At 39.5% G+C, this 13,921-nt stretch carries 12 protein-coding genes, 1 rRNA gene and 1 other annotated feature; all 13 genes read right to left on the bottom strand.

Features of this window, described 5'->3' with window-relative positions; all coding sequences use genetic code 11:
• Positions 1 to 2: 2 nt before the first annotated feature.
• Positions 3 to 1,400 (bottom strand): cysteine--tRNA ligase, encoded by a 1,398-nt coding sequence (gene cysS, locus MMB69_RS25775; RefSeq protein WP_153253075.1) that lies wholly within the window; start codon positions 1,398 to 1,400, stop codon positions 3 to 5.
• A complete protein-coding gene (gene cysE / locus MMB69_RS25780; RefSeq protein ID WP_025753192.1) occupies positions 1,390 to 2,046 on the bottom strand; it encodes a serine O-acetyltransferase in 657 nt (218 codons plus the stop codon). Before cysE ends, cysS begins: the two co-directional genes overlap by 11 nt.
• A 72-nt stretch (positions 2,047 to 2,118) precedes the next feature.
• Positions 2,119 to 2,342: a binding site (T-box leader), on the bottom strand.
• 39 nt (positions 2,343 to 2,381) lie between these two features.
• Positions 2,382 to 3,839 (bottom strand): glutamate--tRNA ligase, encoded by a 1,458-nt coding sequence (gene gltX / locus MMB69_RS25785; RefSeq protein ID WP_153253074.1) that lies wholly within the window; start codon positions 3,837 to 3,839, stop codon positions 2,382 to 2,384.
• Between the two features lie 105 nt (positions 3,840 to 3,944).
• Positions 3,945 to 4,424, bottom strand: a complete 480-nt coding sequence (gene ispF / locus MMB69_RS25790; protein WP_013054903.1) for a 2-C-methyl-D-erythritol 2,4-cyclodiphosphate synthase — start codon at positions 4,422 to 4,424, stop codon at positions 3,945 to 3,947.
• A complete protein-coding gene (gene ispD, locus MMB69_RS25795) occupies positions 4,421 to 5,122 on the bottom strand; it encodes a 2-C-methyl-D-erythritol 4-phosphate cytidylyltransferase (protein WP_221785578.1) in 702 nt (233 codons plus the stop codon). The genes ispF and ispD overlap by 4 nt, the downstream gene beginning before the upstream one ends.
• Positions 5,123 to 5,147: 25 nt before the next feature.
• The gene (locus MMB69_RS25800) at positions 5,148 to 6,245 is read right to left on the bottom strand and encodes a PIN/TRAM domain-containing protein (RefSeq protein WP_013054901.1); all 1,098 of its coding nucleotides are present in this window, start codon (positions 6,243 to 6,245) and stop codon (positions 5,148 to 5,150) included.
• Between the two features lie 147 nt (positions 6,246 to 6,392).
• Positions 6,393 to 7,472 carry a DNA integrity scanning diadenylate cyclase DisA gene (gene disA / locus MMB69_RS25805; RefSeq protein WP_013054900.1) on the bottom strand — a complete coding sequence of 360 codons (1,080 nt, stop codon included), beginning with the start codon at positions 7,470 to 7,472 and terminating at the stop codon, positions 6,393 to 6,395.
• A 3-nt stretch (positions 7,473 to 7,475) separates the two neighbouring features.
• Positions 7,476 to 8,852, bottom strand: a complete 1,377-nt coding sequence (gene radA / locus MMB69_RS25810; RefSeq protein ID WP_013054899.1) for a DNA repair protein RadA — start codon at positions 8,850 to 8,852, stop codon at positions 7,476 to 7,478.
• A 123-nt stretch (positions 8,853 to 8,975) separates the two neighbouring features.
• On the bottom strand, positions 8,976 to 11,417 hold the full coding sequence (gene clpC / locus MMB69_RS25815; protein WP_014462041.1) for an ATP-dependent protease ATP-binding subunit ClpC: 2,442 nt from the start codon (positions 11,415 to 11,417) through the stop codon (positions 8,976 to 8,978).
• A gap of 20 nt (positions 11,418 to 11,437) precedes the next feature.
• Positions 11,438 to 12,511: a protein-arginine kinase McsB gene (mcsB, locus tag MMB69_RS25820; RefSeq protein ID WP_013054897.1), complete on the bottom strand. Its 1,074-nt coding sequence runs from the start codon at positions 12,509 to 12,511 to the stop codon at positions 11,438 to 11,440.
• A 3-nt stretch (positions 12,512 to 12,514) separates the two neighbouring features.
• The gene (mcsA, locus tag MMB69_RS25825) at positions 12,515 to 13,057 is read right to left on the bottom strand and encodes a protein-arginine kinase activator protein McsA (protein ID WP_025753183.1); all 543 of its coding nucleotides are present in this window, start codon (positions 13,055 to 13,057) and stop codon (positions 12,515 to 12,517) included.
• Positions 13,058 to 13,098: 41 nt separating this feature from the next.
• Positions 13,099 to 13,560: a CtsR family transcriptional regulator gene (locus MMB69_RS25830; RefSeq protein WP_013054895.1), complete on the bottom strand. Its 462-nt coding sequence runs from the start codon at positions 13,558 to 13,560 to the stop codon at positions 13,099 to 13,101.
• Between the two features lie 235 nt (positions 13,561 to 13,795).
• Positions 13,796 to 13,911 (bottom strand): 5S ribosomal RNA (gene rrf, locus MMB69_RS25835).
• Between the last annotated feature and the right edge of the window lie 10 nt (positions 13,912 to 13,921).

Below are 13,921 nucleotides of genomic sequence, written 5' to 3' on the forward strand. Positions count from 1 at the left end.
TATTATCCTCTTTTCCATCTTGTTCCTTGCGCCGTATCTTCTAAAATAATATTTTTAGCCTTTAATTCATCTCGAATTTGATCTGCTAATTGGAAATTACGATCTTTACGAGCCTGAATACGATCTTGGATCAATTGATCAATTTCTTCGTCTAGAAGTTCAGCTTCTCCAAACGTAATGCCTATTGCAGCACCTAATTCTTTAAACTCTTTAATAAAGGCTTCAATTACATCTGTAGACGTTGTTTGTTCTAATAAATACAAGTTAGCTTGCTTTGCTAGCTCGAACAGAACAGAAATGGCATTTGCTGTATTAAAATCATCATCCATCTCTTCAACAAACGTTTCGCGAAGCTCTTTTAGCTTTTCGAACCATTCCGAATCATCTTCTTGAAGATTTGTTGCTGCCTCTAGACGGTGAGTTAAGTTGCCGTAAGCTGTTTGCAGACGCTCAAGCGCTTTGCGCGTATTCTCTAAAATTTCTTCGTTATAGTTAATTGGGTGACGATAGTGAACAGATAAAATAAAGAATCGAAGTAGGGAAGGGTCATGCTTTTTAATAATGTCATGAACTAACACGAAGTTCCCTAGTGATTTAGACATCTTTTCATTATCAATATTGATATATCCGTTATGAAGCCAGTATTTCGCAAACGATTTCCCAGTGAGCGCTTCTGATTGGGCAATTTCATTTTCGTGATGAGGGAAAGCTAAATCCTGACCGCCTGCGTGTATATCAATTGTGTCACCTAAATATTTGCGTGCCATTGCCGAGCACTCGATATGCCAGCCTGGTCTGCCTTGACCCCAAGGGCTATCCCATGCGATCTCTCCATCTTTGGTTGCTTTCCAAAGAGTAAAGTCTAATGGATCTTCTTTCTTTTCGCCAACTTCGATACGAGCACCGGATTGCAATTCATCAATAGACTGATGTGATAATTTTCCGTATCCTTCAAACTTACGTGTACGATAGTATACATCACCCTCTGACTCATACGCATAACCTTTTTTCACAAGTTCATCAATGAACTCAATAATGATATCCATATTTTCAGTTACGCGCGGATGCACATCGGCATGCTTGCATCCAAGAGCTGACGTATCTTCAAAGTAAGCATCGATAAAGCGGTTTGCGATCGTTGGAACATCTTCTCCTAACTCTTTTGCTGCCTTAATTAATTTATCATCTACATCTGTGAAGTTTGAGACATACTCTACATCGTAGCCTCTAAATTCTAAATAGCGGCGCACCGTATCAAATACAATCGCAGGACGCGCATTTCCAATATGAATATAGTTATATACAGTCGGTCCGCACACGTACATTTTGACTTTGTTTTCTTCCAGCGGTACAAATGTCTCTTTTTGACGTGTTAACGTGTTATATAGCTTAATTGCCATGGTGAATCTTCCCTTCTTTTAATTCCTTTAATTGATTTTGCAGGTGTAAAATTTCTTTCTCTAGCTGTTTGAAACGCTCTGCATCTGGATCTGGCAAATCTTGATGATTCAAATCTTTTGGAATCCGGACGCCATTTTGAATGACGACTCGGCCAGGGATACCAACAACCGTTGAGTTTTCTGGGACGTCATTTAACACAACTGAACCTGCTCCAATTTTGGAGTGTGCATGAATCGTAATTGACCCTAGCACTTTAGCACCTGTTGCAATTAAGACATTGTCTTCAATCGTCGGGTGACGCTTTCCTTTTTCTTTCCCTGTTCCTCCGAGTGTTACTCCTTGATATACTGTTACATTATCTCCAATTTCGCACGTTTCTCCAATAACAATTCCCATTCCGTGGTCAATAAAAAAGCGGCGGCCAATTTTCGCACCCGGATGGATTTCAATCCCTGTGAAGAATCGGCTAATTTGTGAGATTACACGTGCCAGAAAAAACCACTTTCTTTTAAAAAGCCCGTGAGCGAATCTATGTGCCCAAATAGCATGCAACCCCGAATAGGTTAATATCACTTCAATGTAACTTCTTGCTGCAGGATCTTGTTCAAATATGGCTTCAATGTCTTCCTTTAACAACTTTAGCATCATCTCACCCCAATTCCGCTATTGCTCTATCTACTCATTGATTGTATAAAAAAACGCCCCTATGTCAAATGACACAGAGACGTATATACGCGGTTCCACTCTGTTTGGATCAACAAACAATCCCAACTCTTCTCTCATAACGTGAAAGTACCCGCTTTTGCCTACTTACTTAGTAGCATTCAACAAAAGACTCAAAGGCGCACTTCAACAAGTTTTGTCATAGGTTACTTTCAGCCGGTGATAACCCTCTCTGATATGCAATGAACTTGCCTACTCTTCCTTCTCAACGATATCCATATTTGATTATTTTATCATATGGGCAAAATAGAAATTTGTTAACTATAAATGCTTTCTAGACGAGCTAAAACTGTTTCTTTCCCTAAAAGAGAAATAGCTTTTGGAAGCTCAGGACCGTGTGTTTCGCCTGTTGTTGCTACACGAATTGGCATAAATAGTTTTTTACCTTTTTGACCTGTTGCTTTTTGTACAGCTTTTGTTGCTGCCTTAATTTCATCAGCGCTGAATTCTTCTAAGGAAGAAATCTCTGCAGCAAATGCTTTTAATACTTCCGGTACTTGCTCTTCAGCAAGCACTGCTTTCGCTTCTTCACTGTAATCAATCTCTTTCTTAAAGAACATTTCAGTAAGTTCAACAATCTCAGCGCCAAAGCTCATTTGTTCTTGGTATAGAGCGACTAAGTCACGTACCCATTGTTCGGTTTCTGCATCGCGCGTTTCTTCAACTTTTCCGGCTTTCACTAAGTGAGGAACTGATAAAGCTACCACCTCGTCTAAATCCAATTGTTTCATGTATTGGTTGTTCATCCAACGTAATTTGCTTGTATCAAATAGTGCTGGAGATTTTGATAAACGAGCTGGGTCAAAGATTTCAATAAACTGTTCTTTAGAGAAGATTTCTTCTTCTCCCACAGGTGACCAGCCAAGCATTGTAATGAAATTAAACAGTGCTTCTGGCAAGTAGCCTAATTCTTTATATTGCTCAATAAACTGAATGATTGACTCATCACGTTTACTTAGCTTACGGCGATTTTCGTTTACGATTAATGTCATATGACCAAATACAGGAGGCGTCCAGCCCAAAGCTTCATACACAAGAATTTGCTTCGGTGTATTAGAAATATGGTCATCTCCGCGTAGAACATGCGTCATCTTCATTAGATAATCATCAATGGCTACAGCGTAGTTATATGTTGGTGTACCGTCTTTTTTCACAATAACGAAGTCACCAATGCCTTCAGACTCAAATGATACTTCATCTTTGACAATATCATTCCACTTAATTTCTGTGTTGCTAGGAACACGGAAGCGAATGCTTGGCTCACGGCCTTCTGCTTCTAGTTCAGCACGCTGTTCAGCTGTTAAGTTACGGCACTTACCTGAATAGCGCGGCATTTGACTGTTCGCCTGTTGTTCTTCACGCTCTTTCTCAAGCTCTTCTGACGTACAGTAACAGTGATAAGCTAATCCTTTTTCAAGAAGTTCTTCCGTATATTTTTGATAGATTTCCGTACGTTCAGACTGGCGGTAAGGACCGTACTCGCCGCCTACGTCGATACTCTCATCCCATTCAATACCTAACCATTTTAAATAGCGCAGCTGACTTTCTTCTCCGCCTTCGATATTACGCTTTTGATCTGTATCTTCAATACGGATAATAAATTTACCGTTTTGATTTCGTGCAAATAAATAATTAAATAGTGCTGTTCTTGCATTCCCTATATGAAGATGTCCAGTTGGACTCGGGGCATAACGAACTCTTACTTCGCTTGACATAACTAAGATGACCTCCAATTTAATATTACTTATAGTATGTATTTATATGTTTTAGACATGTTCTAATTTTATCACCAAATAGGTATCTGTCAAAGTCAACTGTTTTTATTTTTGATAAACTAAAACGGCTGCTTGGGCGGCAATTCCTTCCTCACGTCCCGTAAAGCCTAACTTTTCTGTTGTTGTTGCCTTGACGTTAATTTGAGAAATGCTTGCTTCTAACAGCTGCGCAATACGCTCTCTCATTGGTTCAATGTAAGGAGCCATTTTAGGTTTTTGCGCGATAATGGTGCAATCTACATTGCTTAATTCATAACCTTCATCTTTTAGCAATTTCCATACGTGTTGAAGAAGCTTTGCTGAATCAGCATCTTTAAATTCAGGGTCTGTATCCGGAAAATGCTTTCCGATATCTCCTTTAGCCGCCGCTCCTAATAAGGCATCTGCGATTGTATGTAACAGCACATCTGCATCTGAATGGCCTAATAACCCTTTTTCATACGGAATTTCTAAACCGCCGATGATTAAAGGTCTTCCTTCTGCAAATTCATGTACGTCGAAACCTTGTCCTACTCGAATGTTCATTTTTCCACTCCTTCAGTCCTGTTTAGCTTTGTTAATATAGCTTCTGCATATAACAAATCTTCTGGTGTTGTTAGTTTTATATTATCGTAATTTCCCTCTACAATCGATACTTTTTGCCCCGCTTTTTCTACTAAGCTTGCATCATCGGTGCCTAAGTATTCATTTGTTTTTGCTTTTTCGTGTGCATCCATTACTACATCAAAAAGAAAAGCCTGCGGCGTTTGAATAGCCCACAAGCTAGAGCGCTCAACTGTTTCAATGACAGTACCCTGTTCCACACGCTTAATTGTGTCTTTTACTGGAACAGCCAGCACAGCAGCCTTATCACTAGCAGCTTTTTCTACTAACTCATGGATTGTGTTTTGTTGAACAAATGGACGAGCGCCATCATGAATTAATACCATCTGAGCATGCTTTAAACTTTTAAGACCGTTATAAACGCTATGTTGACGTTCATCGCCTCCAACTGTCAAAGATTGAACCTTTTGAATTGGATATTCGATTAATAACTCTTCAAAAATCTGCACTTCTTTTTCGTTTACGACTAGTACAATTCCACTGCACCAAGGATCTTGTTCGAATTTTTGCAGCGTATGAATGATAAGCGGAACGTTTTGAATAGTTAAAAATTGTTTGTTCCGCCCCGCTTTCATTCGCTTCCCCTGACCTGCAGCTAACACGATAATTTCATACTTCATAGGTATACTCCCTTTACCTGTTACGTCACAGTGCTTTTTCTAATAACTTGGGTTTCGCAAAAATCATACGGCCTGCTGAGGTTTGGAGTACGCTCGTCACCAGTACATCAATTTGCTTTCCAATATAATTTCTTCCTTCTTCTACCACAATCATTGTACCGTCATCAAGATAGGCAATACCTTGATTATGCTCTTTACCGTCTTTTATAACCAATACGTTCATTTCTTCTCCTGGAAGTACAATTGGCTTGACGGCATTTGCTAAGTCATTGATATTTAAAACGCCAACATTTTGAAGTTCACATACTTTATTTAAATTAAAATCGTTTGTCACGACCAAACCGGAAGTCAGCTTTGCCAATTTAACCAGCTTGCTGTCTACTTCTTGAATGTCTTCGAAATCGCCTTCATAAATTTCTACCTTCATTGCCAGTTCTTTTTGAATACGGTTTAGAATATCTAGACCTCGTCTACCTCTGTTTCGTTTTAGAACATCCGACGAATCAGCAATATGCTGAAGTTCCTCAAGCACAAAGCGCGGAATAACAATCGTTCCGTCTAAAAATCCTGTTTGACAAATATCTGCGATACGGCCGTCAATAATAACGCTTGTATCTAAAATCTTAAGAGACTTTAATGATTCTTCGTTATCTGTTTCTTCTTCTTGGCCTTTTTTCTTCCCAATTCGAGCCGGCATCGAAAACACGCTTACAAGCTCATCACGTTTTTTAAACCCGACTTGAAACCCTAAGTAACCTAAAAGAATACTTAGAAAGATTGGTAAAATGGTACTTACTACTTGAAGTTGAATTCTGCCTAAAAAAGCTCCGACCAAGTAGGCCACAATAAGCCCTAAAATCAATCCTAAGCTCCCAAAAAGCACATCCGTTACAGGCGCCTTCAGTAACGCCTCTTCCACTCGGCGAATTAATTCAACTATATAATCAACAATCCAAAACGTGACAAGGAAAAACAAAATGGCTCCCAGTATTGCATCGACGTAAGGCTTTTCTAGAAATGCTACATCTTGCAGATTTAATAATTGAATAAGTTCAGGTATAAAAAAGACGCCCAATGTACCACCTGTAATAATAAAAAATAACTGTACAAAACGTTTTAACACGCCTTCACCTCCCTTTATCATTATAAACAGTTTACAATGATTGAAACCTGTTATTTAACCAAAAAACAGAATTTGTAAACAAACTGTCACTTTTTTTGTATTTTCACAATATCTTAATGAATCAAACATTTAATGTCAATTAATATCCTATAGCTGACGGTTTGTAAGATGCTGCTCTTTTAGTCTTTTTAGTCCTTCTCTGATTTTCCTTGCTCGAATTTCACCGATGCCTTCCACCTCATCCAATTCTTCTACCGACGCATCTGCTATCGTTTTTAAATCCCCTAATTCATCAATGAGATTTTCAATAATAATCGATGGAAGTCTTGGAATTTTATGAAGCATTCGATACCCTCTAGGAATAACGCTGTCTTCAAAGCTTGTATACATGGGATATCCCATTAAGCGAAGGAGCGTTTGGTCATCGAGAAGAACATTATTTGACGGCTGCTGCATGCGTTCAATTACTCGGTAAGGGTCAAAGCTGAGGTCATACATATAATCTTTGATTAATAAAGTTGCTTCTTCCTCTAAGTGGGAAAGTAATTCATTCATTTGGAGACGGATTAGTCTTCCTTCTGTTCCTAACTCGCTAATATAGCTCAAAATTTCATTTTTAATACGCAGAACCATTTCTGTACGATGAAGCGACTGCAGCACATCCGTATGAGTTACTTGCTCTTCAAACTCTAATGCACTGAGACTTGTAATCGATTCGTCTAATACCGCCTTATACTTTTCAAGTGTCCCAAGCGCTTGATTCGCTTTTGCTAAAATAACACTAATGTCTTTCAATACATACTGCAGAGACCCTTTGTAAAGCGTAATCACATTTCGTCTTTGTGAAATAGCTATCACCAATACACCTGACTGCTTAGCTACGCGCTCTGCTGTACGGTGACGCATTCCTGTCTGTGAAGAAGGAGTAGAGGGATCTGGCATGAGCTGAGCATTAGCAAATAATATCTTGCTTCCGCTGTCGTTTAAAATAAGCGCTCCATCCATTTTGGCTAACTCGTATAAGTGCGCAGGTGTAAATGCACAATTAATCGAAAATCCTCCATCTACCATCTTTTTGACTTGTTCATTGTAGCCCATAACAATTAAGCCGCCCGTCTTTGCCCGCAAGACGTTATCGATACCGTCACGAATAGGGGTTCCTGGTGCTACAAACTGCAGAATTTCTGATATTTGTTTTTGACTAACTGTTGTTTTTTCTCCTTCCACTGCTTATCCTCCTAATGTATATTGCAGAGCCTCCGCTACTGTTGATACCCCAATCACATCAATACCATCTGGGACTTTCCATCCTCCTAAATTCTTCTCCGGGATAATAATTCGTTGGAACCCTAATTTTACCGCTTCTTGAACGCGCTGTTCAATTCTAGACACTCGGCGTACTTCACCTGTTAATCCTACCTCTCCTACAATAACATCTGTAGCGCTAGAAGCAGCATCTCTGAAGCTTGAAGCAATGCTAACGGCTACAGCTAAATCGATTGCTGGTTCATCTAATTTCACTCCACCTGCTACTTTTAAATAGGCATCTTGATTCTGCAGCAGCATTCCTACACGCTTTTCTAAGACAGCCATGATAAGCGAAACACGATTATGATCTACTCCCGTAGCCATTCTTCTAGGATTTCCAAAGCTCGTTGGACTGATTAGCGCCTGCAGCTCTACTAATACGGGTCTTGTCCCTTCCATTGAAGCGACAACAACCGATCCTGCTGCTCCCTGAGACCGTTCTTCTAGAAAAATTTCAGATGGATTTAATACTTCTTCTAGCCCACTTTCTTTCATTTCAAAAATGCCCATTTCATTTGTAGATCCAAATCGGTTCTTAACTGCTCTTAATATACGATACGTATGATGGCGCTCTCCTTCAAAATAAAGAACCGTATCCACCATATGTTCAAGAAGTCTTGGTCCTGCAATGGCCCCTTCTTTCGTTACATGACCCACAATAAAGATGGCAATTCCATTCGTTTTAGCAACACGCATTAGTTCAGCCGTACACTCTCGCACCTGTGAGACGCTTCCTGGCGCTGATGTCACATCAGCATGGTAAATGGTTTGAATTGAATCAATCACCACAAAATCAGGCTGCATGCTTGAGATGGCCTCTAGTATTAATTCTAAGTTTGTTTCTGCATGAACATAAAGCTCTTCAGCTTTTACACCTAGCCTGTCCGCTCTTAACTTCGTTTGTTTGGTTGATTCCTCTCCCGAAATATATAGTACTTTATTTTGTTTCATTGCTAATTGCGCGGAGGTTTGCAAAAGTAAAGTAGACTTTCCGATACCCGGATCTCCCCCTATTAAAACGAGTGAGCCTCTGACAATACCTCCACCTAATACACGATTTAACTCTGCAGAAGGTGTAAAAATTCGTGGTTCTGTTGTAGATTCAATCGCTGTAATTGACTGAGGTTTTTGGACTTTAGAAGCAGTAGCTCCGGAAAAAGCTCCTCGGCGTGATGATTTCGTTTCTTCCATTTCTTCTACCATAGAATTCCAGCTTCCGCATCCGGGACATTTCCCCATCCATTTTGCTGATTCATATCCGCAGTGCTGACATGCAAATTTTGTTTTTCGTTTCGCCATTATGTTATCAATCTCTCCGTTCATTCAATCGATTTCTATCTCTATTGTACACTATTTCCTAAGCTAAAATAAAAAGGGAGGCATACGTGTTTTTTCGTATGCCTCGTCTTGGTTTGAGTAAATTTAGCTGATGCTGCTTGGAGCGGAGGATTTAACAACAAATTCTCCTTTGTCTACATCTAGCGTCACTTTCTGACCTTTTTGAACAACCCCTTTTAGCAGCTCTTCAGATAAACGGTCTTCAATATGTTTTTGAATTGCTCTACGAAGTGGACGAGCACCGTATTCTGGATCAAAACCTTCCTCTGCAATCTTATCAATTGCCTCTTTTGTTAATTCAAGATCAATTTCTTGCTCTTTTAAGCGTTTTGTTAACTGATCTGCCATTAATTTAACGATTTCAGCTAAGTGAGGTTTCTCTAATGAATGGAAGACGATAATTTCATCGATACGGTTTAGGAACTCTGGACGGAACGCGCGCTTCATTTCCGCCATTACTTTTCCTTTCATATCTTTGTAGTCTTGCCCTTCTGCTTCAACTGTGAACCCTAAGTGCTTGCTTCGTTTTAATGTATCAGCACCTACGTTTGATGTCATAATTAAAATCGTATTACGGAAATCAACTGTACGGCCTTTTGAATCTGTTAAGCGTCCATCTTCTAACACTTGTAATAAAATGTTAAATACATCCGGATGCGCTTTTTCAATTTCGTCTAAAAGAACAACTGAGTAAGGTTTTCTTCTTACTTTTTCCGTTAACTGGCCGCCTTCTTCGTATCCAACATATCCTGGAGGTGAACCTACTAATCGGGAAGTAGAATGTTTCTCCATGTACTCAGACATATCGATACGAATCATTGCATCTTCATCGCCAAAGATTGACTCCGCTAATGCACGTGCAAGCTCTGTTTTACCAACCCCTGTTGGTCCTAAGAAAATGAATGAACCAATTGGACGTTTTGGATCTTTCAAGCCTGCTCTAGCACGGCGCACAGCTTTTGCAACTGCTTTTACCGCTTCTTCTTGCCCAATTACACGAGAGTGAAGAATCTCTTCCATGTTCAGCAGTCTTTCTGTCTCTTCCTGTGCCAGTTTAGAGACCGGTACACCCGTCCAGCTAGATACCACCATCGCAATATCTTCTACGGTTACAGCTGAGTTTTCTTTACCTTGCTGCTCTTTCCAAATTTTCTTTGTGTCTTCTAATTCTTCGCGTAGGCGTTGCTCTGTATCGCGTAAAGATGCTGCTTTTTCAAATTCTTGACTTTGAACAGACGCATCTTTTTCATTGCGTACTGATTCTAATTTTTGCTCTAATTCCTTTAAATTTGGCGGCGTTGTAAATGAACGTAAACGCACTTTTGAACCAGCTTCATCAATTAAATCGATTGCTTTATCCGGTAAGAAACGATCTGAAATGTAGCGATCTGATAGTTTCACCGCTTGCTCGATTGCCTCATCAGAAATAGATACTCGGTGATGCGCTTCATAACGGTCACGAAGCCCTTTTAAGATTTGAATAGACTCTTCCAACGTTGGTTCATCCACTTGAATTGGCTGGAAGCGACGCTCTAGCGCTGCATCTTTTTCAATGTATTTTCTGTATTCATCTAAAGTCGTAGCACCGATACACTGAAGTTCTCCACGAGCAAGAGACGGTTTTAAAATATTAGAAGCATCGATAGCACCTTCTGCGCCACCAGCGCCAATTAATGTGTGTAACTCATCGATAAAGAGAATGATATTACCCGCTTGACGAATTTCATCCATTACTTTCTTCAGGCGATCTTCAAATTCTCCACGGTATTTTGTACCAGCAACGACCGTTCCCATATCCAAAGTCATAACGCGTTTATCGCGTAAAATTTCTGGAACTTCATTGTTGACGATTTGCTGAGCCAAACCTTCAGCGATTGCCGTTTTACCGACACCTGGCTCCCCAATTAATACAGGATTGTTTTTTGTACGTCGGCTTAACACTTCAATAACACGCTGAATTTCTTTCCCACGTCCGATAACAGGGTCTAAGCTTCCTTCACGCGCTACAACTGTTAAATCGCGTGCTAAGCTGTCTAGCGTAGGTGTATTGGCATTTGAAGAGCCTCCGCCTTGATGGCTTGAAGCAGCTTCATTGCTACCTAATAGATGAAGCACTTGCTGACGAGCTTTATTTAAGCTGACACCTAGATTATTTAAAACGCGTGCTGCAACGCCTTCACCTTCACGAATTAAGCCTAGTAAGATATGTTCTGTTCCTACATAAGAATGACCAAGCTTTCGGGCTTCATCCATTGAAAGTTCAATGACTTTTTTCGCTCGAGGTGTATAATGAATGGTCTGCGTTAATTCTTGGCCTCTGCCAATTAATGCTTCCACTTCTTTTTGAATTTTTTCAGTGCTTAGGCCTAGAGCAGAAAGAGCTTTTGCTGCAATTCCTTCACCTTCACGAACGATACCTAATAAAATATGCTCCGTTCCAATGTTGTTGTGACCTAGGCGTAGTGCTTCTTCCTGTGCTAAAGCTAATACTTTTTGTGCGCGCTCTGTAAATCTACCAAACATCATATAATCGTCACCCTCCACGTTTAATTTGTGTTTTTATTTATAGTGAGACGTTCTCGAATTAAGGTGGCTCTTTTAATGTCACGTTCTTGAGGCTTTAGGGGCCCTCCCGAATACTTCTGTAAAAAGCCTGGCTGCGTCATAATGATAAGTTCATTCAATATATTTTGACTCAGTCCTTTTATATACCCTAAATCGATTCCTAATCGAACATCTGATAAACATTGTGAAGCTTCTTTTGACTCAATAATACGGCTATTGGCCAATACTCCATATGAACGATACACTCGATCTTCTAACTCTACATGAGATGTTTTAAACAGCGCGTCTCGTGCAGAGTGCTCTTGTGTAATTAACTGCTGTACGACACTATTTAAATCTGCCACAATATCTTCTTCAGATTTCCCTAAGGTTATCTGATTAGAAATTTGAAAGATATTCCCTAAAGCTTCGCTACCTTCTCCATAAATTCCTCTCACCACTAAGCCGAGCTGGTTAATAGCGGGAATAATACGATGAATTTGACGGGTCATCACTAAAGCCGGCAGATGCATCATCACAGATGCACGTAGCCCAGTACCCACATTTGTGGGACAGCTGGTTAAATACCCTCTATTTTCATCAAACGCATAATCTACGTATTTCTCAATCCAATTATCTACTTTATTCGCTGTGCTTAAAGCTTCAGATAATTGAAGGCCTGGAAATAAACATTGTATGCGTAAATGATCTTCTTCATTAACCATAATACTCAAATCTTCTTTTTCTGATAAAAAACAAGCTCCGTTGTTATCTCCTTCAGCCAAGTTAGGACTGATAAGATGCTTTTCAACCAACACTTGCTTTTGAAGAGGCTGTAATTCGTTCATCTTTAGTAAATGCAAATTCCACTGATTGGTGTTCTCGCTTTTTTGAAAAACTTGCTCGAATACTCGAACCACTTCAACTGCTTGTTCTTTAGAAAAGAGAGTTGGAAAAAGATAATGAGTTAAATTTCGAGCCAGCCTGATTCGACTGCTTAGAACAATATCTGAATTCGAAGCTTCTTGACGCATCCAAGAGCTAACAGGCTGGGAAAAGAACAAATCCTGGGACATGAATTACGCTTCCTCCTCTCTCGATTCGTTCATCTTCTTTTCTAGTAATCGAATGTGATCTCGGAGTTCCGCTGCTTTCTCAAACTCCTCTTTTTCGATATACTCTTTTAAGTTCAATCTTAATGCCTGTAATTCCTTTTTTAAATGAAGATTACTTGCAATTCTTGCTGGTATTTTTCCGTGATGTAGATAATTACCTCCATGCAGCCTCTTCAAGAAAGGAATAAGAGGTCGCTCAAATGTTTTGTAGCAATCTGCACATCCAAACCTGCCGATTTTAGCAAATTTTTGATATGTCATGCCACAAGTAGGACAAGAAAGAACCTCCTGACTTTGTTGCTTATAATTTTCAGTTACTGCTGGATCTAGGTTAAGTAGGCCAGCTAGTAAGTTATTGATTGAAAAACCTTGCTGATTTGAAAAAGAAAATGCATCTCCATTTTCTGAAGCGCATTGTTCACATACATGCATCTCCGTCTTTTCACCATTAATGATTTTTGTGAAGTGAAGAGTTGCAGGTCTCGTTTCACATTGCTGACAAATCATCCTGTCATCACTCCCTGTTCTAAATAAAATAGATCATGAGCTTATCGGTAGCGTAATGAATTAAGCATTGCTTTTAAAAGATTGGCCCTTAGCTCATCACGATAAGGAAGTTCAATATTAATAACTGAACGATTGATAACACTCAACATGATTTTTGCTTCTCGTTCTGTGATGACTTTTTCTTCAACTAACCTAATAATGACGTTTTCAGCACTTACTTGTGAAATTTCATTTTGAATCATCTCAATTACTTGCTGAAACAAATCCGCTGCATCATGCATTTTTACTTTTGCAATACGAATAAAGCCGCCGCCGCCTCGCTTACTTTCTACAAGATAACCTCTTTCAACTGTAAAACGGGTATTGATAACGTAATTAATTTGCGACGGAACGCATTGAAATTTATCAGCAATCTCACTGCGCCTTATTTCAACAATTTCTCTTTCACTTAATTCAAGTACTTGTTTTAAATACTGTTCGATAATGTCAGAGATATTTGGCACGCTGCCCCCTCCTTCTGACTTTGACTATATTTGACCTTAATTTAAATATAAAAGGAAACGAAAAAATTTTCAACTATGTACTATTAAAGTTTATTCTTTACTTTTATCGTTGCCACTAAAATTTATTTCAAAACCTGCAAATCGTGAATTTTATTGTTCTCACTATACTTTTTCATAAAACAAATAAATTGTAAACAAAAAAGGACTAGCTAAAATAGCTAGTCCTTTTTCAGGTGCCTGGCAACGTCCTACTCTCACAGGGACAAAGTCCCAACTACCATTGGCGCTAAAGAGCTTAACTTCCGTGTTCGGTATGGGAACGGGTGTGACCTCTTCGCTATCGCCACCAGACAAGAGATTG

Source organism: Priestia sp. P5, from assembly GCF_029522155.1.
In the GTDB taxonomy this organism is placed as follows: domain Bacteria; phylum Bacillota; class Bacilli; order Bacillales; family Bacillaceae_H; genus Priestia; species Priestia megaterium_E.